17 protein-coding genes and 1 pseudogene are annotated in these 21297 nt (G+C 66.5%); 10 read left to right on the top strand and 8 right to left on the bottom strand.

Annotated elements, in window-relative coordinates:
* Nucleotides 1-79: 79 nt before the first annotated feature.
* The 3 genes from RTO53_RS09175 (at nt 80) to RTO53_RS09165 (ending at nt 4158) form a co-directional block, all read left to right on the top strand.
* Nucleotides 80-460, top strand: a complete 381-nt coding sequence (locus RTO53_RS09175) for an SseB family protein (RefSeq protein ID WP_312237498.1) — start codon at nt 80-82, stop codon at nt 458-460.
* Between the two features lie 124 nt (nt 461-584).
* A complete protein-coding gene (locus tag RTO53_RS09170; protein WP_312237497.1) occupies nt 585-2084 on the top strand; it encodes an ATPase domain-containing protein in 1500 nt (499 codons plus the stop codon).
* The gene (locus RTO53_RS09165) at nt 2074-4158 is read left to right on the top strand and encodes an ATP-binding protein (RefSeq protein WP_312237496.1); all 2085 of its coding nucleotides are present in this window, start codon (nt 2074-2076) and stop codon (nt 4156-4158) included. The genes RTO53_RS09170 and RTO53_RS09165 overlap by 11 nt, the downstream gene beginning before the upstream one ends.
* A 68-nt stretch (nt 4159-4226) precedes the next feature.
* On the opposite strand, the gene RTO53_RS09160 is transcribed toward RTO53_RS09165, so the two are convergent.
* Nucleotides 4227-7805: a M1 family aminopeptidase gene (locus RTO53_RS09160; RefSeq protein WP_312237495.1), complete on the bottom strand. Its 3579-nt coding sequence runs from the start codon at nt 7803-7805 to the stop codon at nt 4227-4229.
* 13 nt (nt 7806-7818) lie between these two features.
* Entirely contained in the window at nt 7819-8712 is an 894-nt protein-coding gene (locus RTO53_RS09155; protein WP_312237494.1) for an ABC transporter ATP-binding protein, read from the bottom strand.
* 115 nt (nt 8713-8827) lie between these two features.
* On the opposite strand from RTO53_RS09155, the gene RTO53_RS09150 reads away from it, so the two are divergent.
* A complete protein-coding gene (locus RTO53_RS09150) occupies nt 8828-9220 on the top strand; it encodes a hypothetical protein (protein WP_312237493.1) in 393 nt (130 codons plus the stop codon).
* A gap of 16 nt (nt 9221-9236) precedes the next feature.
* On the opposite strand, the gene RTO53_RS09145 is transcribed toward RTO53_RS09150, so the two are convergent.
* Nucleotides 9237-10268, bottom strand: coding sequence for a LacI family DNA-binding transcriptional regulator (locus RTO53_RS09145; protein WP_312237492.1), 1032 nt, complete (start codon nt 10266-10268; stop codon nt 9237-9239).
* Nucleotides 10269-10590: 322 nt separating this feature from the next.
* On the opposite strand from RTO53_RS09145, the gene RTO53_RS09140 reads away from it, so the two are divergent.
* From RTO53_RS09140 to RTO53_RS09120, 5 genes and pseudogenes are all read left to right on the top strand, one after another.
* Complete coding sequence (locus RTO53_RS09140; RefSeq protein WP_312237491.1) at nt 10591-11148, top strand: single-stranded DNA-binding protein; 558 nt, start codon at nt 10591-10593, stop codon at nt 11146-11148.
* 231 nt (nt 11149-11379) lie between these two features.
* On the top strand, nt 11380-12276 hold the full coding sequence (locus RTO53_RS09135; protein ID WP_312237505.1) for a TIM barrel protein: 897 nt from the start codon (nt 11380-11382) through the stop codon (nt 12274-12276).
* Between the two features lie 30 nt (nt 12277-12306).
* The gene (locus RTO53_RS09130; RefSeq protein ID WP_312237490.1) at nt 12307-13992 is read left to right on the top strand and encodes a GMC family oxidoreductase; all 1686 of its coding nucleotides are present in this window, start codon (nt 12307-12309) and stop codon (nt 13990-13992) included.
* Nucleotides 13992-14567 carry a gluconate 2-dehydrogenase subunit 3 family protein gene (locus RTO53_RS09125; protein WP_312237489.1) on the top strand — a complete coding sequence of 192 codons (576 nt, stop codon included), beginning with the start codon at nt 13992-13994 and terminating at the stop codon, nt 14565-14567. The genes RTO53_RS09130 and RTO53_RS09125 overlap by 1 nt, the downstream gene beginning before the upstream one ends.
* Nucleotides 14567-15325, top strand: a pseudogene (locus RTO53_RS09120) (DUF1080 domain-containing protein). Before RTO53_RS09125 ends, RTO53_RS09120 begins: the two are co-directional and overlap by 1 nt.
* A gap of 30 nt (nt 15326-15355) precedes the next feature.
* Here RTO53_RS09120 and RTO53_RS09115 read toward each other — a convergent pair.
* The 5 genes from RTO53_RS09115 to RTO53_RS09095 are packed head-to-tail and all read right to left on the bottom strand — an operon-like array spanning nt 15356 to nt 19999.
* Complete coding sequence (locus tag RTO53_RS09115) at nt 15356-15664, bottom strand: cytochrome c (protein WP_312237488.1); 309 nt, start codon at nt 15662-15664, stop codon at nt 15356-15358.
* An 18-nt stretch (nt 15665-15682) separates the two neighbouring features.
* Nucleotides 15683-16549, bottom strand: a complete 867-nt coding sequence (locus tag RTO53_RS09110; RefSeq protein ID WP_312237487.1) for a sugar phosphate isomerase/epimerase — start codon at nt 16547-16549, stop codon at nt 15683-15685.
* An 18-nt stretch (nt 16550-16567) separates the two neighbouring features.
* Nucleotides 16568-17692: a Gfo/Idh/MocA family oxidoreductase gene (locus tag RTO53_RS09105; protein WP_312237486.1), complete on the bottom strand. Its 1125-nt coding sequence runs from the start codon at nt 17690-17692 to the stop codon at nt 16568-16570.
* 11 nt (nt 17693-17703) lie between these two features.
* The gene (locus tag RTO53_RS09100; protein ID WP_312237485.1) at nt 17704-18921 is read right to left on the bottom strand and encodes a nucleoside permease; all 1218 of its coding nucleotides are present in this window, start codon (nt 18919-18921) and stop codon (nt 17704-17706) included.
* A 25-nt stretch (nt 18922-18946) separates the two neighbouring features.
* Nucleotides 18947-19999: a sugar phosphate isomerase/epimerase family protein gene (locus tag RTO53_RS09095; RefSeq protein ID WP_312237484.1), complete on the bottom strand. Its 1053-nt coding sequence runs from the start codon at nt 19997-19999 to the stop codon at nt 18947-18949.
* A 97-nt stretch (nt 20000-20096) separates the two neighbouring features.
* Here RTO53_RS09095 and RTO53_RS09090 point away from each other — a divergent pair, with 97 nt between their 5' ends.
* Nucleotides 20097-21101: a LacI family DNA-binding transcriptional regulator gene (locus RTO53_RS09090; RefSeq protein ID WP_312237483.1), complete on the top strand. Its 1005-nt coding sequence runs from the start codon at nt 20097-20099 to the stop codon at nt 21099-21101.
* Nucleotides 21102-21297 lie beyond the last annotated feature (196 nt).

Genomic DNA, 21297 nt, shown 5'->3' with positions numbered 1-21297 from the left:
CTGCCGTGCAGGCCCAGCGGCGGCCGGCCGCCCATCGCCGCAACGGTACAATGCGTTACCCCACTGCTGCCCGTCCGTCATGACCGAACTCCCCCCGCAGACCCCGATCGAAACCCTGCTGCAGTCCGCGATGGACGGCCAACTGCCGATCGGGCTGTTCATGAAGGCCTTCGTCGCTTCCGAGGTGGTGCTGCTCACCGGCAGCCTGGTCACCCCCGACGGCAGCGGCTTCGACCCGCTGCTGTTCGACAAGCAGGGCGTGCTGCACGTGGCCGTGTTCACCGACCTGTGCCGCGTGGGCATCCACAGCCAGCAGGCGCCGCATACGATCCGCATGCAGATGCTCGAGGTGCTCAAGCGCGTGCCCGGTGGCTATGGTGTCGTGGTCAATCCCGGTACCCGGCTCGGCCTGGAACTGTCGGCGCCCGGCATCGGCGAGGTCCTGAAAGACTTCGCATGATGCAGGCCAGGGCGGTTTTACATCGCCCACACCTTGCTTAATGCGGTTTCAGTTAGCCAACCCGATCACACAATTTCTACACAGATGCGGTTGCTAGACTCGCCCCGTCGAAACTGGCGAACCTATGCAGACACAATCCGCACGCATCACCACCGGCATCCCAGGGCTGGATCAGATCCTCCGTGGCGGCTTCCCGCAGGGGCGGCTGTACCTGCTGGAGGGGCCGCCCGGGTCGGGCAAGACCACGTTGTCGCTGCAGTTCCTGCTGGAAGGGCTGCGGCGCGGCGAGCGGTGCCTGTACATCACCCTTTCCGAGACGGCCGAGGAACTGCGCGAGGTTGCCACCGCACACGGCTGGTCGCTGGAGGGCCTGCACCTGTTCGAACTCGGCTCGGCCGAGGACGCGCTGGGCAACGGGCGCCTGCAGTCGGTCCTGCATTCGTGGGAAGTGGAGCTGGATGAAACGGTGAACCTGATCCTGGGTGAAGTGGACCGCATCCGGCCCAACCGGGTGGTGTTCGATTCGCTGTCCGAGCTGCGGTTGCTGGCCCAGGACTCGCTGCGCTACCGCCGCCAGATCCTGGCGTTGAAGCAGTTCTTCGCGCCCAAGAGCGCCACGGTATTCCTGGTCGACGACCTCACCTCGACCGGTGAGGACCGCGATGGCCAGCTGCACAGCCTCTGCCATGGCGTGATCTCGCTGGAGCGGCTGACCCTGGACTTCGGTCCGGCGCGTCGCCGCCTGCAGGTGCAGAAACTGCGCGGCGTGGACTTTGTCGCCGGTTACCACGACATGGTGATCCGCGAGGGGGGGCTGGATGTGTTCCCGCGGCTGATCGCCAACCAGCACCATGACCAGTTCCACGGCACGCCCATCGGCAGTGGCGTGGACGAGATCGACAACCTGCTCGGTGGCGGGCCGCTGCGCGGCACCTGCACCCTGTTGACCGGCCCGGCCGGCAGCGGCAAGACCAACGTGGCCCTGCAGTACGTCTGGGCGGCGTGCGAGCGCGGCGAGAACTGCTGCATCTTCGAGTTCGACGAGCGCGTCGGTACCCTGCTGACCCGTGCCGAGGCGCTGGATATCGATCTGCATGCGCACCTGGAATCGGGCCGCCTGGAGATCATGCAGATGGACCCGGCCGACATCTCGCCCGGCGAGTTCTCCTGGAACATCCAGAAGGCGGTCGAAGAGCGCGGCTGCAGCGTGCTGCTGATCGACAGCCTCAACGGTTATGTGGCGGCCATGCCGCAGGAAAAGCAGCTGATGCTGCAGCTGCATGAAATGCTGTCCTATCTCAACCAGAAGGGCGTAGTAACCTTCCTGATCAATCCGCAGCACGGGCTGGTCGGCACCATGTCCACGGGAAACCTCAACGTGTCCTACATCGCCGATGCGGTGATCCTGTTCCGCTTCTTCGAAGCACAGGGGCGCATCCGCAAGGCGATTTCGGTCATCAAGAACCGTGGTGGCGCGCACGAGGACACCATCCGCGAGCTCAAGATCAACGGCAGCGGCCTGACCCTGAGCAGCCCGCTGAAGGAGTTCAAGGGCATCCTTACCGGCACCCCGGAGTTTGTTGGCGACAGCGCAGCGCTGCTGGGCCATTCCCATGCCGGATGACGAGGGCGGCACCGGCATCGTCCATATCGTCGCACCCTTCGGCCGCGATGCCGACAGCATCGCGGCCGTGCTACGCGGCGCCGGCCTCACCGCCTGCATCCAGCCCAGCCTGATCGCGCTGGCCGATGCGCTGGCCGATGCGCTCGACCAGCGTGCCGGCGTGGTGCTGGTGACGGAGGAAGCCGTCGCGGCGGGCGTGGACACGCTGCAGGCACGTCTGTCGGCGCAGGAAGCGTGGTCGGACCTGCCATTCATCCTGCTGCGCTCGCCGCGCGCGCACCGGCGCGCACCGGCCGACGGCCTGTTGCCCCGCTCGATGAATGTCGTGGAGCTGGACCGGCCGCTGGGCAGCATGTCCCTGTTGAGTTCGGTACAGGGCGCGCTGCGGGCGCGTGAAAAGCAATACCTGGTCCGCGACCAGATGCAGGCCCTGGCCGACAGCCGGGTTGCGCTGGTGCGCAGCGAGTCGGAATTGCGCCTGATCGCCGATGCGATGCCGGTGCTGATCGCCTTCGTCGACCGTTCGCTTCACTACCGCTTCGCCAACCGGGCGTATGAGGCCTGGTTCGATCTGCCGGTGGGCGAGGTCATCGGACGGCATGTCAGCGAGATAGTGGGGAGCGAGGTGTCGGAGAGCCGCAACGCGGCGATGGCACGCGCGCTGCAGGGCGAGGAAGTGGTGTTCGAGGTCAGCTGGCCGCGCCGCGATAGCGGTCGTCGCGACAGCGAAGTGCGTTACTCCCCGCGCGTCGCAAACGACGGCACGGTCGATGGCTTCCATGTGTTCGTCACCGACATCACCGCCTCGAAGGTGGCGCTGGAGACCAGCCAGCGGCACGCCCAGGAGCTGGAAGTGATGGTCGCCGAGCGCACCCGCGAGCTGGAAGCGCAGATGGCCGCGCGCGAGGCCAGTGAAGCGGCGTTGCGCCAGTCGCAGAAGATGGAAGCGATCGGTCAACTCACCGGCGGCATCGCGCACGACTTCAACAACATGCTCACCGGCATTCTCTCCGCGCTGGACATCGTGCGGATGCGCCTGGAAATGGGCCGCGTGGACGACCTGGAACGCTTCCTCGATACGGCCACCGCCTCCAGCCAGCGCGCCGCCAGCCTTACCCAGCGCCTGCTCGCGTTCTCGCGGCGGCAGTCGCTGGATTCCCGGCCGGTGGAACTCAATGCCCTGGTCGGCTCCATCGAGCACCTGCTGCGCAGCACTCTGGGCGAAACCGTCCGCGTCCAGACCCGCCTTGCCGCCACCCCGCTGCATGCCGCGCTGGATACCAACCAGTTTGAAAGCGCGCTGTTGAACCTGGCCATCAACGCACGGGACGCGATGCCCGGCGGTGGTGAACTGGAACTGCGTACCTCGTTGGTGACGATGGGCGAGGGCGAGTCGGCCACCATCCCGGCGGGCGACTACGCCGTGGTGGCGGTGGCCGACAGCGGCAGCGGCATGCCGCCGGAAGTGGTCGAACGTGCGTTCGAGCCGTTCTTCACCACCAAGCCGATCGGCAAGGGCACCGGGCTGGGCATGTCGATGGTGTACGGCTTCATGCAGCAGTCCGGCGGCCACATCGCCATCGATTCTTCGCCCGGGCAGGGCACCACCATTTCGCTGTATATCCCGCTCGTGGAACCAGCGGGCGAGCCGGTTCCTGCTCCCAGCGCCTCGACGGTGTCGCTGGGGTCTGGTCAGTCCATTCTCGTGGTGGAAGACGACGCCCAGGTGCGGATGCTGGTTACCGTGGTACTGGAAGACCTGGGTTATCGGGTGGACGTGGTGGGCGATGCCGACGGCGCCATCCCCATCCTGGCGTCGCCGCAACGTATCGACCTGCTGGTCACCGACGTCGGCCTGCCCGGCCTCAACGGGCGCCAGCTGGCGGAGATCGCGCGGCAATCCCGACCGGCGCTGCCGGTGCTGTTCATGACCGGCTACGCCGAGAAGGCGCAGGAGCGTTCGGCGTTCCTGGAAACCGGCATGGCGATGATCGCCAAGCCGTTCCTGCTCGACGCGTTCAGCGAGGCGGTGCGGCAGTCGATGGCCGACGCGCAGGTGTCTGCCGCAGAGTGAGCCTGTCGGGGCAGGGCCTGCATGATGCAGGCCCGTCGCGTATCCGCGCGGCCGGGCATGGCTGGGCCTTACAGACTCACCTTGCGCCGGTTGTCATCGCTGACCCGGTCGATCAGCTTGTTGTACGGATCGAAGCCGGCCTCATCCGGCTTGGCGTCCACCACCACGGTGATGGTCGGGGCGTCGGTGGTGATGTGGTGGCGCTGCAGGTACAGCACCTTCTGGTCGCGCTCCTTGCCCGAGGGCGCGTTGGCGAATACCCCCACTTCGATCCAGTCGTCCATCTTCCCGGGCGTTTCCTTGCCGCCGCCGTCGGCATAACGCTTTTCCGCGTGCAGGGTGAGGGTCACCTCGTAGGTGCCGTCGGCGCGCTTATGCGCCTTCGCGTCCAGCAGGCGGTTGTCGTACAGGGTGATTTTCTCGAACAGGTCGGTCACCAGCGCCTGGCGATCGGCCGGGGTCTCGGCGCGGATGTAGCCCAGCAGTTCGCGCGAGGTGGTGTACGGCGGCTGCTGGTAGCCCTTGTCCTGCAGGAAACGTTTGAGCGCGCGGTTCAAGGCGTCCTCGCCGATCTCCTCGCGCAGGCGGTAGAACACCAGCGAGCCTTTTTCGTAGTGGATGTACTGCTGGTTCTCCACACGCTCCAGCGGCAGCTCTTCGATGCGTTCGCCGCCGCGGCCGGACAGGTAGCGGTCCAGTTCGGTCTTGAGGAACTGCCGCATGTGCTGGCGGCCGTAGGCCTTCTCCATCACCATCAGCGCCGAGTACTGCGCCAGCGACTCGGACAGCATCGTCGCGCCCTGTACGTTGGCGCCGATCACCTGGTGCGCCCACCATTGATGCGCGATCTCATGGGCGGTCACGTAGAACACGTAGTCGATCTTCTCCGGATCACGCAGGTCGGCGATGAAGCCGATCGACTCGGAGTAGGGGATCGTGTTGGCGAAGGACTGCGCGAAGCTCTGGTAGCCGGGGAACTCGATGATGCGCACCTGGCGGTGCTGGTAGGGGGTGAAGTTGGCCTCGTAATACGCCAGGGACTTCTGCACCGCCTCGATCATGCGGTCCACGTTGTAGCCGTGGCGCGGATCGAAGTACACCTCGATCGGGATGTCCTTGTACATGCCGCGCTTGACCTGCCAGCGCGCCGACAGATACGCGTAGAAGTTCAGCATCGGCCGGTCCATGGCATAGCGGAAGCAGCGCCGGCCATCCACCGTCTTCTCCTCCTGCAGGTAGCCCGGTGCCAACGCGATCTGGTCCGGCGCGGTGCAGATGGTGGTGCGGAAATCGAGCCAGTCGGCATCGTCGGAGATGTAGGTGTTGGCACGCGCGGCCTCATCTTCCAGCTTGGGCATGCGGGTCGGCTCGCCCAGCCCGCGCTTGCGGCGCTCGTTGCGGTCTTCCAGCTGCGCGTGCTCGTCGTAGCCGAACGAGGGCAGCATGCGGCTGTTGAAGAAGCTGCCGTTTTCGACCACGTCGGTGGGTGCCTGCCCGGCGGTGATGCCATCGGGGTGCTGGTCCACGCGGAAGTGCACGCGGCGCTCCTCGCCCGGCTGCAGGGGGCTGCTCAAGTGATAGATGCGGTAGCCCAGGTCGACATCGTGGAAACCCAGCGTCTGCCCGCCGAGGTCCACGGCCACCAGCTTGCGATCGTCGTCCATCGCGATATGGATGTCGGTGATGGGCGTGGCGTGGGTGTTGCGCACGGTCCAGTCGGCATCGATGGTGACCGACTGGGTCTCCGGATGCAGGTCGACCCGGTTGTCCACCGCAACGATGCGCGGTTGTGGCAGGTCGCGGTATCTGGACAGCTCACGCTCGTAACGCGCTTGCAGGTCGCGCTGCTGGTCCGGCGACAGGAATTCGTTGCGGATGTTGGTGTTCCAGTACAGCCAGCCGCCGAGCGCCACGAAGGCCGCCATGGCCAGCGCCGCACTCGCACCGGCCGGACCACGCAGGCGACGGCGCGCCAGGGTGACGCGCTGGCGCAGGCCCATCCCGACCCCACGCACCCAGAACGCGGACGCCATGCACAGCAGCGCGGCCAGCAGCAGCGCCCAGTAACTCTGGAAGGCCAGCTGCCCGACCAGGAAATGGCCGAAGCCGTTCATGTCCGAATACGGGGCATTGGGCCAGTTGCCGAAGTTGTACAGGTTCTGGGTGTAGTCCAGCAGACCGAGGGCGACCTGGCCGATCATCACCACGATCAGCAGCGCATAGCCGGCGAACTTGTTGTTGGTCAGCACCTGCAGCACCAGCGCCATGCCGCCCATCAGCACATAGAACACCGACCCCAGCGCCAGCGTCTGCAGGTACACCAGCGGCTCCAGCCGCGTGTAGCCCTGGCCCAGCTGCAGCAGCATCGACACCACCGCGCCCACCGCCTGGAAGCAGGCGATCACCACGATCAGCACGGTGAACTTGGCCAGCAGCGGCACCCAGTTCGGCACCGGCATCGCATCGTTGACTTCATTGAGGCGCGCCGCGCGTTCTTTCCACACCAGCTCGCCGGCATAGAACAGCACGATGATCACCAGCAGCCAGCTGTACGCGCCCTGCAGCGAGGCCAGCATTTCGGCGGTGACCGGGTAGATCGGCGTGCCGTACAGCGATTCCTGCGTCAGCGCGCCGGGAATGAAGTTGGCCAGGCCCAGTACCAGCAGCACCAGGAACGGCACGCTGCGCAGCACGCCGGCGGTATCGAAGCGGACCTGTCGCAGGTACTGCTGCCAGCCCGTGGCCGCGCCGAACGCGGGGCGGATGCGTGGCACCACCCACTGGGTGGGACGCGACACTGCAGGTGCCGGCGCGGCGGGCCTGCGGCCCCAGCGACGCCGCCCGCTGCCACTACGCTCGGTGCGGAACAGCGCGAACGTCGCCGCGAACAAGGCAGCGGCAACCCCCAGCCACAGCGCGCGGTTGGCCAACAGGTAGCCGGCCACCTGCGGCAGCTGGGTGTTGCTCTGTTCGGCCGCCCAATAGCGCACGGTGCGCCCGACCGCGCGCATGCCCATCGGCTCGGCCAGCGTGGCGATCCAGGTGTTGTCGATGTCGCGCAGCAACGAGGCGCTCACTCCGTACAGCACGAAGTAACCGACCAGGCCGATGTACACCCACAGGATCGAGCGGGTCAGCGCCGCCAGCATTGCCAGCAGGGCGGTGGTGAACACCAGGTTGGGCAGGACGATGAAGGCGAACGTCCACGCGTAGCCGCGCAGGGAGACCGGCCCCATCCGCGCCGGGTCCACCCAGGGCATGAACGGGGCCAGGAACAGGCCAACGGCGATGATCAGATAGAACAGCAGGCCGGCGCACAACGCGGCCAGGATGCGCCCGGCCAGGTAGTCGCGGCGCTTGATCGGGCTGGCGAAAATCAACTCGGCGGTGCCCAGTTCGAAATCGCGCAGCAGCGCATTGCTCACGAACAGGGTCGACACCAGCATGCCCATCATGGTGAACACGCCCATGAAGCGGGCGATCACGATCGGCGCGTTGCTGTGCACGTTGCCGGTGCCACCGCCGATCTGCACCGCATCGGTGGACGCCGCGGCGAAGGCCAGCGCCGCGAACAGTAGCGACAACAGCCAGAACAAGGGGGAGCGGAGCTGCTCGCGCAGCTCGAAGCGGAAGAAGGCGGTGATCATGGGCGCGCTCCGGTCAGGCAGCGCGCGACTGCAGGCGCAGCCGCTGGAAGTAGACATCCTCGAGGTCGGGGGCGACCGCCTGGAAACCATCGCCCGGGTCGCTCGCGCTGTGCACGTGGATCACCGGGCGCCCGCCCACCAGCCGGGTCGACAGCACCACGTGGTTGGCCTCGTAGCCGGCCAGTTCGGCCGCGTCCACCTGCTTGCGCCAGACCTGCTGCTGCAGCGCCTCGATCGCATCGCTGGGCTTGCCGGTGAGCAGCACCTGCCCCTTGTTCATGATGGCCATGCTCGGGCACAGGTCGGTGACGTCTTCAACGATGTGGGTGGACAGGATCACCGCGACATTCTCGCCGATGGCGGCCAGCAGGTTGAGGAAGCGGTTGCGCTCTTCCGGGTCCAGGCCGGCGGTGGGTTCATCCACGATCACCAGGCGTGGATCGCCGAGCAGCGCCTGGGCGATACCGAACCGTTGGCGCATGCCGCCCGAATAGGTGCCCAGCTTGCGCTTGCGCGCGTCCCACAGGTTTACCTGCTGCAGCAGCCCGTCCACCACCTCGCGGCGCTGGCCCTTGTGGGTGATGCCCTTGAGCACGGCGAAGTGCTCCAGCAGATCCAGCGCGCTCACCTTGGGATACACCCCGAAATCCTGCGGCAGGTAGCCCAGCCGGCGCCGCACCGCATCCTTGTCGCGCAGCACGTCGATGGCCGGCTCGCCGGGAATCTCCAGGGTTACGCTGCCACTGTCGGCCTCCTGCAACGTGGACAGGGTCCGCATCAGTGAGGACTTGCCCGCTCCATTGGGGCCGAGCAGGCCGAACATGCCGCGCGGGATATCGAGCGTCACCCCGTCGAGCGCGTGCACACCGTTGGCGTAGGTCTTGGACAGCGAGCGGATCTGCAGCATGGGCGGACACCTTTCCGTGTGCGATACGCTGTTATCCCGCCAAGCTTACCCATTCACAATCCGCCGGAAGTCATGGTAGGGGTAGAATGGGGCAGCTGCCATCGCAGGGAAGACGATGAAACGTGTCGTTGCTCTACTGGGCCTGTCGGCCAGCCTCGTCCTGAACGGTTGCGCAAGCGACGCGACCGCGCGGCTCAGCAATAGTCAGGTGCCGGGCACGTACTACAGCGGCGACGGATTGGGACGCGTGGTTTACGTGCGCCTGCATGCCGACGGTACCTACACCGGAGAATGGTCCGGGTGCCTTGGCACCGATGGCAGGAGTGCCGGAACCTGGACGCTGGAAGGCGAGCGCCTGCGATTCCATCCAAAGCTGGACAGCGCACTCATGCGGGGTTATCTCGACCAGTCCACCGTGGTACGCCACCACGGCACCATCGGCTTTGCACGCGCGCAGGATGTGCACGACGAGCGCATTGACGCGCAATGGTTGTTTCTTCGTGAATGAACCGGCACAGGGCGCCTCAACCGCGCCGTGACGATTCCCGCAGCACCTGCTTCACCGCGATCGTCTGCCCGTCCACCGTCTCGCCGTTGATCAGCGCCAGCAGCTTCTCCACCAGCAGTTGCCCGGCCTGCTTGGTGTCCTGCTGCACGGTGGTCAGCGTGGGCGACACCGACGCCGCCAGCGGAATGTCGTCGAAGCCGGCCAGCGCCACGTCCTGCGGGATGCGCAGGCCCTGTTCGCGCAGCGCCCGCATCGCCCCGATCGCGATCAGATCGCTGGCCGCGAACACGCCGTCCACGTTCTCACCGCGTGCCAGCAAGGCGTGGCAGGCATCGAACCCGTCCTGCTCGGTGGTGATCGCATCGTGCTGCAGGCCCGGCTCGGCGGTGATCCCGCGTGCGGCCATCGCTGCGACATGGCCGCGATAGCGCTCCTCGAATTCCGGGTAATGGCTGGACGCATGGCCGATGAAGGCAATCCGTCGGCAGCCCTGGTCCAGCAGGTGCGCGGTGATGTCGAAGCCGCCCTGGAAGTTGTCGCTGCCGATCGAGACCCCGGGCTGGTCGGGCAGGGCCGCGCCCCAGCGCACGAAATGGGTGCCTTGCTCGACCAGCCGCTGCAGCCGCTCGCGCGACTCGTGGTAATCGCCGTAACCGAGCAGGATGATCCCGTCGGCCTTGTTGCTGTCTTCGTAATCGGCCTGCCAGTCGGTGGACAGCTGCTGGAAGGACACCAGCAGGTCGTAGCCACGCAGCGCGCAGGCGCGGGTGATCGAGCCGAGCATGGCGTGGAAGAACGGGTTGATCAGCGAGTCGTCGTTGGTGGGGTCCTCGAAGAACAGCAGCGCCAGCGTGCCGGCATTGCGCAGGCGCAGGCTGGAGGCGTTCTTGTCGACCTTGTAGTTCAGCTCCCGGGCGATGCGCAGGATGCGCTCGCGGGTTTCGGGGTTGACCATCGGGCTGCCGCGCAGGGCGCGTGAGACGGTCGGCTGCGACACCCCGGCCAGGTGGGCGATGTCCAGGGAAGTGGCTTTGCCTCGGATGGTCATTGCGGGGGTACGGCGGGGACGACGACCTGCATGATGCCATGCGCGGCAAGGCGATGGCCCGCCCGAAAGGCGCCCGGCCGGCGGGCCTTGGCAGGGCCAGCCCAGCGCCTGTGCAAACCCGTCGGCGCCCTTGCCGCCCTTGGCGCGCGGAGGAATCTGGTCGGTTTCGGGCGCAATCCCGACAGGGCCGGGGACGGCGGCAATGGTAAGATGGTGCCTTCTGGACCCCCCAATTTCACCTGGGGCAGCCCCGCGTATCGGCACCCCGCCCGGGGCTGTGATATGACTGCGGTCTGCCCTCGGACAACGGAAGAGCAACCCTATGGCGCGCGGCATCAACAAAGTCATCCTGGTCGGCAACCTCGGCAACGACCCGGACGTGAAGTACACCCAAGGCGGCATGGCGATCACCCGCATCAGCCTGGCCACCACCAGCGTCCGCAAGGACAAGGATGGCAACCAGCAGGAGCGCACCGAATGGCACCGCGTGGTGTTCTTCGGCAAGCTCGGCGAAATTGCCGGTGAGTACCTGCGCAAGGGCAGCTCGGTCTACGTCGAAGGCAGCCTGCGCTACGACAAGTACACCGGCCAGGACGGCGTGGAGAAGTACTCCACCGACATCATTGCCGACGAAATGCAGATGCTGGGCGGCCGCGGTGAAGGCGGCGGCGGTGGCGGTGCTGCCGCCGGCGGTGGCAACTACGGTGGCGGCGAGCGTCCGCAGCGCCAGCAGGCTCCGCGCCAGGAGTACGGCGGCGGTGGCGGCGGTCAGCGCCAGGGCGGGCAGGGCGGCGGTTACGGCCAGCAGCGTCCGCAGCAGGCACCGGCGCAGTCGGCACCGCCGATGGACGACTTCGCTGACGACGATATTCCGTTCTAAGCCTCCGTCGCCAGATGCACACGCAAAGGCCCGCCTCACCGCGGGCCTTTTGCTTTTTCCTGCCATCTATCGCGTGGTGACGGGCTACGCGACGGACCGCGGCATTGTGCCCTGCAACATGCGGTTTCGTGCAGTGCGACTTGCATTGGCTGGATTTGCTCCTCTATGGTGCAATCGATTGCATTGCGGTGAATGGTTGCGTTTGATGCCGGTTGGGAGGCCGGAAGGTGGATGTCCATCCCTTTGATCGAACCGGTCCCGGCCCAGGGGCTCACGCGGAGAGAGGCGCTGCGCATGGCGGTCGCCGGGGGCCTGGGCCTGGGCGCTTTGGCCGTACTGCCTGCGCCCGCCGCCGCTGCGCCCCTCAAGGGCAACCTGAAGCACTCCGTCGCCCGTTGGACCTTCCCGCAGTTATCGGTGGCCCAGCTCTGCCAGACGGTGCGGGGCATTGGTTTTGCCGCCATCGACCTGGTTGGCCCGGAGGACTGGCCCACGCTGAAGGCCAGCGGGGTGTACAGCGCCATGTGCAACGGCGCGGAACTGGGCCTGGACAAGGGCTTTGCCGGTCGCCAGTTCCATGATCAGCTGGTGGCGCGCTACCTGCGGCACATCGACCTGGTGGCCGATGCCGGCTACCGCAACCTCATCTGCTTTTCCGGCAACCGCAACGGCATGGACCCCCAGGAAGGCATGGCCCATGCCGAGGCCGGGCTCAAACGCATCCTTGGGCATGCCGAAAAACGCGGCGTCGTGCTGGTGATGGAACTGCTGAACTCCAAGGTCGATCATCCCGACTACCTGTGCGACCACACCGCATGGGGCGTGGAGCTGTGCCAACGGCTCGGCTCGGATCATTTTGGTCTGTTGTACGACATCTACCACATGCAGATCATGGAGGGCGACATCATCGCCACCATCGGAAAGCATCACGCGTGCTTCAAGCACTACCACACCGCAGGCGTGCCTGGCCGGCACGAGATCGGAGATCAACAGGAGCTCCACTATCCCGCCATCTGTCGCGCGATCCGCGACACCGGTTTCGATGGCTATCTGGCGCAGGAGTTCATGCCTGCGGCGCCGGATCCCGTCGGCTCGCTGCGCGAGGCGATCCGCCTCTGCGATGTCTGAAACACTCTCTACCCAGGTGAAGCAGAACCCATGGCAGACAATCATTACGACGCCATCGTCGTTGGCTCCGGCATCAGTGGCGGTTGGGCGGCGAAGGAACTGACCGAGAAAGGCCTCAAGGTCCTGATGCTGGAACGCGGACGCAACATCGAGCACGTCAAGGACTACGTCAACGCGATGAAGGAGCCGTGGGATTTCCCACACCGCAACCGGCCAACCCAGGCGATGAAGGCCGACTACCCGGTGTTGATGCGCGACTACGCGCTTGCCGAGAACCTCGAGGGAATGTGGGCCAACGAAAAGGAATCGCCGTACATCGAAACCAAGCGGTTCGACTGGTTCCGCGGTTACCACGTCGGCGGTCGCTCGCTGATGTGGGGGCGGCAGAGCTATCGCCTGTCGGACCTGGATTTCGAGGCGAATCTCAGGGAGGGCATCGCCACCGATTGGCCGATCCGTTATGCCGACATCGCCCCTTGGTACGACCACGTGGAGAAATTCGCCGGCATCGCCGGCACGCGCGAGGGGCTGGACGTATTGCCGGACGGCGAATTCCTGCCGCCGATCCCGCTGAACATCGTCGAGAAGGACGTGGCCGCGCGGATCAAGAAGGCCTTCGGTGGCACCCGGCACCTGATCCATTCGCGCACCGCCAACATCACCCAGCCCAAGCCCGAGCAGGGCCGCGTCAACTGCCAGTACCGCAACAAGTGCATCCTGGGCTGTCCCTTCGGTGCCTACTTCTCGACCCAGGCGGCGACGCTGCCGGCGGCCATGAAGACCGGAAACCTGACCTTGCGGCCGTTTTCGATCGTCAAGGAAGTGCTCTACGACAAGGACCGCAAGCGCGCACGCGGCGTGGAAATCATCGATGCGGAAAGCGGGCAGATCTACCAGTACACGGCCAAGGTCATCTTCCTCAACGCGTCCTCCTTCAATTCAACCTGGCTGCTGATGAACTCGGCCACCGATGTATGGGACGGCGGGTTGGGCTCGTCGTCCGGCGAGCTTGGGCACAACGTGATGGACCATCATTTCGGCGCCGGTGCCTCCGGCCGGGTCGAGGGCTACGACGACAAGTACTACTTCGGCCGTCGACCGTGCGGCTTCTACATTCCGCGTTTCCGCAATGTCGCCGCCGATAAACGTGGCTACACGCGTGGGTTTGGCTATCAAGGCGGCGCCAGTCGCAACGGGTGGTCGCGCGAGATCGCCGAGTTGAATATCGGCGCCGACCTGAAGGAGGCGCTGACCCTGCCCGGTGATTGGCGCATCGGCATGACCGGCTTCGGCGAAATGCTGCCGCACCACGACAATACGATCCGCCTGGACGCGCAGCGCAAGGACAAGTGGGGGTTGCCCATCTTGGCGATGGACGTTTCGATGCGCGCCAACGAAATGGCCATGCGCAAGGACATGGCCGCCGATGCCGCCGAGATGCTCGAGGCGGCCGGGGTCAAGGACGTGGAAATGCACGACAACGACTATGCACCGGGCAAGGGCATCCACGAAATGGGGACCGCGCGCATGGGCCGTGACCGCCGCAGCTCGGTGCTCAACCAGCACAACCAGGTCTGGGATGCACCCAACGTGTATGTCACGGACGGCGCCTGCATGACGTCGAGTGCCTGCGTGAATCCCTCGCTGACCTACATGGCGCTGACGGCACGGGCAGCAGATCATGCCGTGCGCGAACTGAACGCAGGGAGCCTGTGATGGAACGCCGCGACCTCCTGAAGATGATCGTCGCCGCCACCGGCGCGGCCATGATCGGCTTGCCCGCGCTCGCCAGCGGCCAGGCACCCGCCGCAGCGGCGAAGAACACCTTCTCCGCTGCAGACGTCGGCACGCTCGACGAAATCGCCGAGACCATCCTGCCGCGCACCCATACGCCGGGCGCGAAGGACGCCGCCACTGGCCTGTTCATGGCGCAATTCGTCACCGATTGCTACACCGCACGGCAGCAGGCCACGTTCCGCGCCGGGCTGGCCGATATCGACACGCGTGCCGGTGGCCGATTCGTAGCGCTCGCGCCGCAGGCCCGTGCCGAGCTGCTGCGTACCCTGGATGCAGAGGCCAGCAAACGCGTTGTCGAGGTGAACGAAACCGGCACCGCCAATGCGGACGAAGCGATGCCGCATTACTTCACCATGATCAAGCAGCTCGCCATCTTCGGCTTCTTCACCTCGAAGGTCGGCGCGACCGACGTGCTGCGCTACGTCGCAGTACCGGGCCGCTACGACGGCGACCTGGCCTATGTTCCTGGCACGCCCGCCTGGGGGACCAACTGATGAACCGCAACACGTTGATCAGGCCTCTCCAGGTTGCAGCTGGCCTGCTGGCCACGGCATCTGTGTTTGCACAGGCCGATACCGATCCCGCGCGCGATCCAACGAAGACCGAGGTGTGGACCCCCGTGCCTGCGGTCGTGTCCACGCCTCAAGGGGGGGCGCCCTCCGACGCGATCGTGCTGTTCGACGGCGACGATGTCTCCGCCTGGGAGTCGGAGCAGGGCGGACGCGTACCTTGGCGCGTGGCCGATGGTGCACTCACAGTGGTTCCGGGCAGCAAGGGCATCCGTACCCGGCAGCGCTTCTGCGACATCCAACTCCATGTCGAGTGGCGCACGCCCACCGACACGAAAGGATTCGACGGTCAGAACCGGGGTAACAGCGGCATCTTCCTGCAGGAGCTGTACGAGCTGCAGGTGCTGGACAGCTACAACAACCCCACTTACGCCAACGGCCAGGCCGGCTCGATCTACAAGCAGGCGATGCCACGGGTGAATGCCTCGCGTGCGCCGGGGCAGTGGTAGGCCTACGACGTCATCTGGAAGGCGCCCCGTTTCTCGCAGGGAGGCGGGCTCATCTCACCCGCCCGCATCACCGTGCTGCACAACGGCGTCCTGGTGCAGGACGACACCGTTATCTCGGGCAAGACCGAGTTCATCGGCGCGCCTTCGTATGCGCCGCATACCTGCGCGCCGATCTACCTGCAGGAGCACGATTCCAGGGTCAGCTACCGCAACATCTGGGTGCGCGAACTGTAATGCCGGCCCGCAGGGGCCGGCACCGGAACCCTAGTGCGCCAGGTAGCTGGCCAGGTCGTCGATCTCCTGTTCGGACAGCTGGGAAAAGGGCGGCATCAACCCGCCGCCCTTTTTTATCTTCTCCTTGATCTGCGCCGGCTGCAGCCGCTTGGCCACCTCGGTGAGCGCCGGGAAGGTGGGCGGAACGCCGGCGCGATCTGCACCATGGCAGGCCGTGCAATGGGTGGCGTAGAGCGCTGCCCCGGCCGCAGGGGCGTCCTTGGACCATGCCGTAGTCGCAAGCGTCGCACCCGATAGCAGTACGGCCAGGGTCGCGGTCAGTGTCAAACGAGTGTTCAAGGGGGACTCCTTGGCTGGCTAGCGCGCTGCGCGGGCGGGCAGGCTGGCGGGCAGGTGGGTGCGCAGGTAGTCCGCCGACGCCTGGATGACCTTGGCCGGATCACGCGGATGGTCGTGCTCGACGATGTACCACTGGACGCCGGCATCGGCGGCGGCAGGCAGGATGGCCTTCCAGTCCAGGACGCCCTGGCCCACGGCAGCGAAGCCCCCTTCGTCTTCGGCCTGGCCTTTGGGCGCATTGTCCTTGGCGTGCACCGCGAACAGGCGGCCGCGGAATTTTGCCAGCATCACCGCCGGGTCATGGCCCGCACGCGCGACCCAGGCCAGGTCCAGCTCGGTCTGCAGGTCGGGGCCGGCCGCGGCGAACAGCAGTTCCAGGCCGGTCCTGCCATCGAAGTCGACCAGCTCGAAGTCGTGGTTGTGGTAGGCCAGCCGCATCCCGCCGGCCCGCGCCCGCGTCGCGATACCGCCCAGTTCCCTGCCCAATGCGGTCCAGCCTGCCGCATCGGTCGGCCGTGCCTTCTCCTCCAGGTACGGCACCACCAGCGTTGTGTTGCCGATGGACCGGTTGAAGGCCACGACGCCGTCAAGGTCCTTGCGCAGTTCATCCAACTGCACGTGGGAGGAAATTGCCTTGATCGAATACCTGTCCAGCAGCCGCTTGAGTTCCACCGAACTGACGTTCTGCGTGCCGACAGTCTCCACCGCGCCCACGCCTGCGTCGTGGACAATCTTCAACTGTTGGTCGAGCGTGCCGGCATCGCGCAGCGTATACATCTGCACCGCGATGGGCAGTTGCGCTCCGGCGACGTCGCGTGCGAAGGCGGGCAGTGCCGCGAGGAACAGCAGTGCAAGTGTCGCGGTCGTGCGTACAGGGGTGTTCATCCAGCAGTCTCCCGGGATTCAGTCGATGGCGGTCCAGGCGCGTGTCCTGGCCGAAGCGATGACACGATCAACGATCAGCGCCGAGCGCAATCCGTCGTCGAAGGTGGGCAGGCCCTGGGGCTGCTCGCCGTCGATGGCGCGATAGGTGTCGGCGACAAAGGCCTCGAAGCACGTGGCGTAGCCCTGCGCGTGGCCGGCCGGCAACACCGACAGGCGGCGTTGTTCGGCACTGCCTGCGCCGGGGCCGCGCACGAAGACTTCCTCGCGCTGGTCGGGCAGGCCGATCCACAGCCGTTCGGCGTCCTCCTGGTTGAACGCCACGCTGGCCTTGGCGCCATCGATCTCGAACCAGAGGCGATTGCGGCGTCCCGCCGACACCTGGCTGACGGTCAATGACGCCAGCGTACCCGCACCGGTCCTGAACATTGCCGCGGCCACATCCTCGCTCGCTACAGCCTGCATCGCGCCGCCCGCCGCGGGCGCGCTGAAGCTCTGCCCGGCAAGGGAGCCGCGCTCGGCAATCACCGTGGCGAACGCCGCGCTGACCTCGACGAAACGCTCCCCGCCCACCCATTCCACCAGGTCGCACCAGTGCGAGCCGATGTCGGCGAACACGCGCGACGCGCCGCCCAGGGCCGGATCCACACGCCAGTTGTTGCTGGCCGGGTCCAGCAGCCAGTCCTGCAGGTAGCTGCCGTGAATCAGGCGCAGGGGTCCCAGTTCGCCCTGCGCGATGCGGGCGCGCGCTTCGCGGATCACCGGGTGGTAGCGGTAGACGAAGGGCACCGTGGCGACGAGCCCGGTCGAGGCGGCCAATGACGCCAACGCCTGGGCGTCATCCAATGTGGTGGCCAGCGGCTTCTCGCAGATCACGTGCTTGCCCGCTTCCAGCGCCGCCTGCGACATGGCGCGGTGCAGGTGGTTGGGCGTGCAGACGTGCACGACCTGGACCTGCGGATCGGCGAGCACGTCGTCGATGTCACGATAGGCGCGCGGCAGATTCCACGCCTGCGCCACGTCGTGCGCGCGCTGCGGGGACGAGGCGGCAACACCGCGGACCTCGGCGCCGGCCAGCAGGGCCGCGCGACGATGCACGGCCCCGATCATGCCTGTACCGATGATGGCGACTCCAAGCTTGCGCATCCGGTGGATCCTCAGGACGTGGTGGTCGCGGCCGTGACCACCGGCCGGTCGCGGAACAGCAGGAGGAAGGCGATCAGCACCAGCAGCGCGACCCCTGCCGGGAACAGCCAGATCTGCTGCCAGTCCGGACCGGTGGCGGTGGTGTAGTGCTCCACCACCGCGCCGGACAGGAACGTACCGATCAACATGCCCACGCCGTAGGTGGCCAGGGTGATGAAGCCCTGCGCGCTGCTGCGCGCGGCGGGGCCGGCATGCGCATCGGTGTAGATCTGGCCGGTGACGAAGAAGAAGTCGTAGCAGATGCCGTGCAGCACGATCCCGATCACGATCAGCGAGAAGCCGCCGCCCGCATCGCCGAACGCGAACAGGGCGTAGCGCACTACCCATGCCGCCATGCCCACCGCCAGCATCGTCTTGACCCCCAACCGTACGAACAGGAACGGCATGGCCAGCATCAGCAGCACTTCGGACACCTGGCCCAGCGACTGCAGGCCGGCGGCGCCGCGCACGCCCAGGTCGTTGAGATACGGATTGGTGAAGTTGTAGTAGAACGCCAGCGGGATGCAGATGGCGATGGACGCCAGGAAGAACACCAGGTAGGAGCGCGACTTCAGAAGTCGGAGCGAGTCCAGCCCGAGGATCTGCCCCACCCCGGCGTCGCGCTGTTGCGCCAGCGGCGGCGTGTGCGGCAGGGTGAAGGCGTACAGGCCCAGGGCGAGAGAGGCCATCGCGGCCATCCGGAACGTCAGCTCGAGCCGATGGGCCTGTTCCCAGCCGAGCCAACCGATCAGCACACCCGCCACGATCCAGCCGATGCTGCCGGCCACCCGCACCAGCGGAAACTGCTTTTCAGGCGACTGCATGTGTCGCATCGCCACGCTGTTGGCCAGTGCCAGGGTCGGCATGAACAGCAGCATGTACCCCATTACGCATGCGGAGAACGTGCCGAAGTCCGTCGCCGTGGATGCCAGCCACATGAGCACCGCGCCGGCCAGGTGCAGGATCGCGAGGATGCGCTGCGCGGCGAAATAGCGATCTGCCACCAGGCCCACCAGGAAGGGCGCCACGATGGCGCCGATGGACTGGCTGAGGAAGGCCGTCGCCACCTGGCTGGCGCTGGCCTGGAGCGGGCCCTGCACCAGGTACGTCCCCAGGGTGACGAACCATGCCCCCCATATGAAGAACTGCAGAAACATCATCGCGCCCAAGCGCGACATGGTGTGCGTCATGGCTGCCCTCCCAGGCGGTCGTGGCTCAGATTCCCAGCATGCGGCGCAGTGTGTCCGGATCCGCGCCGCTATCGGCAAAGTCGTCGAAGGCGCGCTCGGTGACGCGGATGATGTGGTCGCGGATGAAGGCTGCGCCCTCACGCGCGCCGTCTTCCGGGTGCTTCAGGCAGCACTCCCACTCCAGTACCGCCCAGCCGGGGAAATCGTATTGCGCGAATTTGGAGAAGATCGCCTTGAAGTCGATCTGGCCGTCTCCGAGTGAACGGAACCGTCCGGGACGATCGATCCAGTCCTGGTATCCCCCATAGACGCCACTGCGCGCACTGGCGCGATACTCCGCATCCTTGACGTGGAAGATGCCGATGCGCGCGTGGTAGCGGTCGATGAAGCCGAGGTAGTCGATCTGCTGCAGCAGCAGGTGGCTGGGGTCGTACAGCATCCTGGCACGAGGGTGGTGGTCCACCACGTCGAGGAATCGCTCGAACGTCGCGCCATCGTGCAGGTCCTCGCCCGGATGGATCTCGAAGCACAGGTCCACGCCGCAGGCATCGAAGGCATCCAGAATGGGGCGCCAGCGCCGGCCGAGTTCGGCGAAAGCTTCGTCCACCAGTCCCGGTGGGCGTTGCGGCCAGGGATAGAAGTAAGGCCAGGCCAGCGCGCCGGAGAAGGTGGCATGCGCGGTCAACCCAAGACGCTCGCTGGCCTTGGCCGCGAGCATCAACTGTTCCACCGCCCAGGCTTGGCGGGCGGCCGGATCGCCGCGCTTGTCCGGCGGCGCGAATCCGTCGAACAGGCTGTCGTAAGCGGGATGGACCGCGACCAGCTGCCCTTGCAGGTGGGTGGACAGCTCGGTGATCTGCAGACCATGACCGGCGAGCATGTCGGTGATGTCGTCGCAATACGCCTGGCTGCGCGCGGCCTCGGCCAGGTCGAACACGTGGGGCGCGCTGGTCGGTACTTGTACGCCAGAATAGCCCAGGCCCGAGGCCCACCTGGCCAGCGTGTCCAGCCGATCAAACGGAGGTGTGTCGCCGATGAACTGCGCCAGGAACAGCGCCGGACCCTTGAGCGTCTTCAACGTGATTCGCCCCCGATGCAATCGATTGCATTTATCCTAGCATGGGCGTCCCGCAAGACCTGTTGTGCACTGCACAGTGCAACTAAGAACTGGAACCATGGCCACCATCTACGACATTGCAAAGCACGTTGGCGTCTCCGCAGGCACGGTGTCGCGGGCGCTTTCCCGGCCGGAAAAAGTCCTGCCGGCCACGCGCACGCGTATCGAGCAGGCCGCCGCGGCGCTGGGCTATGTCCCCAACACGGTGGCCAGGACGCTCAAGACCCAGCGCAGCGGCAAGCTGCTGGTCACCGTCCCGGACATTGCCAATCCGTTCTTCGCCCAGATCCTGCAGGGTGCGGAGGACGCGGCGCAGGCCGTCGGTTACGCCGTCCTGCTGGGCGATACCCAGCACAGCTCCGACCGCGAAGAGCGCTACGCGCAGATGCTCCGGCGCAACGAGGCCGATGGCCTGATCGTGCTGGGGCATCGCCTTCCACCGACGGCGCGCGAGATCGTCCAGCAACTGGGGGCCGCCGCGCCAGTGGTCAATGGATGCGAGTTCGATCCGGCGCTGGGCATCCCCAGCGTCCACATCGACAACGCCGCCGCCGCGCGCGCCGTGATGGAACACCTGTATGGGCTGGGGCACGCGCGGATCGCCGTGGTGGGCGGGCCGCCTGACAATCCCCTGCACCTGCAACGGCTGGAAGGGGTCCGGGCCGTCGGCAAGGCGCGCGGCCGCCTGCGTAGCCTCAGCATCGCGCCGGGCGACTTCTCCGTGGAATCCGGGCATGCGGCCGGGGTGGCGCTGTTGAGCAGCGCGAAGGTGCCGACCGCCGTGTTCTGCTTCAGCGACCAGATGGCGCTGGGCGTGCTGGCGGCCTGCCGGGAGAGGGGCATCCGCGTGCCCGAGGATCTGTCCATCGTCGGCTTCGACGACCTGGCCTCATCCCGGTACCTCACGCCGCCGTTGACGACCATCAGGCAACCCATGCGGGAGATCGGCGAGCGTTCGGTGAACCTGCTGCTCGCCATCATCGAACGGGTCGATGTGCCGCTCCAGCAAACGCTGGATTTCAGCTTGATGGTGCGGGGCTCCACCGCCGCGCCCCGGGAATAGGGGACGGCAGGCCAAACCGGTAGAGCCACCCCATGGGTGGCTGCTCTCGGGATGGGTCGGCGCGGCAGCCACCCATGGGGTGGCTCTACCCGCGGTTGGCGCTCGCAGGGCCTGCATCCGCCACCCGGCCGGCCCGTTCCTTGAACGGCGCTTTCAGGTTGCCGGCAGTGGCCGGTTCCGCATCCACTACCATGGG

This window comes from Stenotrophomonas sp., assembly GCF_031995405.1.
GTDB lineage: Bacteria > Pseudomonadota > Gammaproteobacteria > Xanthomonadales > Xanthomonadaceae > Stenotrophomonas.
This window is presented reverse-complemented; position numbering and strand designations above follow the sequence as displayed.

Coding starts and splice junctions, on each gene's coding strand:
- RTO53_RS09105 (WP_312237486.1), bottom strand. CDS start 17,692: ATGCGCAAGCTTGGAGTCGCCATCATCGGTACAGGCATGATCGGGGCC.
- RTO53_RS09125 (WP_312237489.1), top strand. CDS start 13,992: ATGGAACGCCGCGACCTCCTGAAGATGATCGTCGCCGCCACCGGCGCG.
- RTO53_RS09135 (WP_312237505.1), top strand. CDS start 11,380: ATGTCCATCCCTTTGATCGAACCGGTCCCGGCCCAGGGGCTCACGCGG.
- RTO53_RS09150 (WP_312237493.1), top strand. CDS start 8,828: ATGAAACGTGTCGTTGCTCTACTGGGCCTGTCGGCCAGCCTCGTCCTG.
- RTO53_RS09110 (WP_312237487.1), bottom strand. CDS start 16,549: ATGAACACCCCTGTACGCACGACCGCGACACTTGCACTGCTGTTCCTC.
- RTO53_RS09145 (WP_312237492.1), bottom strand. CDS start 10,268: ATGACCATCCGAGGCAAAGCCACTTCCCTGGACATCGCCCACCTGGCC.
- RTO53_RS09170 (WP_312237497.1), top strand. CDS start 585: ATGCAGACACAATCCGCACGCATCACCACCGGCATCCCAGGGCTGGAT.
- RTO53_RS09130 (WP_312237490.1), top strand. CDS start 12,307: ATGGCAGACAATCATTACGACGCCATCGTCGTTGGCTCCGGCATCAGT.
- RTO53_RS09090 (WP_312237483.1), top strand. CDS start 20,097: ATGGCCACCATCTACGACATTGCAAAGCACGTTGGCGTCTCCGCAGGC.
- RTO53_RS09175 (WP_312237498.1), top strand. CDS start 80: ATGACCGAACTCCCCCCGCAGACCCCGATCGAAACCCTGCTGCAGTCC.
- RTO53_RS09100 (WP_312237485.1), bottom strand. CDS start 18,921: ATGACGCACACCATGTCGCGCTTGGGCGCGATGATGTTTCTGCAGTTC.
- RTO53_RS09165 (WP_312237496.1), top strand. CDS start 2,074: ATGCCGGATGACGAGGGCGGCACCGGCATCGTCCATATCGTCGCACCC.
- RTO53_RS09155 (WP_312237494.1), bottom strand. CDS start 8,712: ATGCTGCAGATCCGCTCGCTGTCCAAGACCTACGCCAACGGTGTGCAC.
- RTO53_RS09160 (WP_312237495.1), bottom strand. CDS start 7,805: ATGATCACCGCCTTCTTCCGCTTCGAGCTGCGCGAGCAGCTCCGCTCC.
- RTO53_RS09140 (WP_312237491.1), top strand. CDS start 10,591: ATGGCGCGCGGCATCAACAAAGTCATCCTGGTCGGCAACCTCGGCAAC.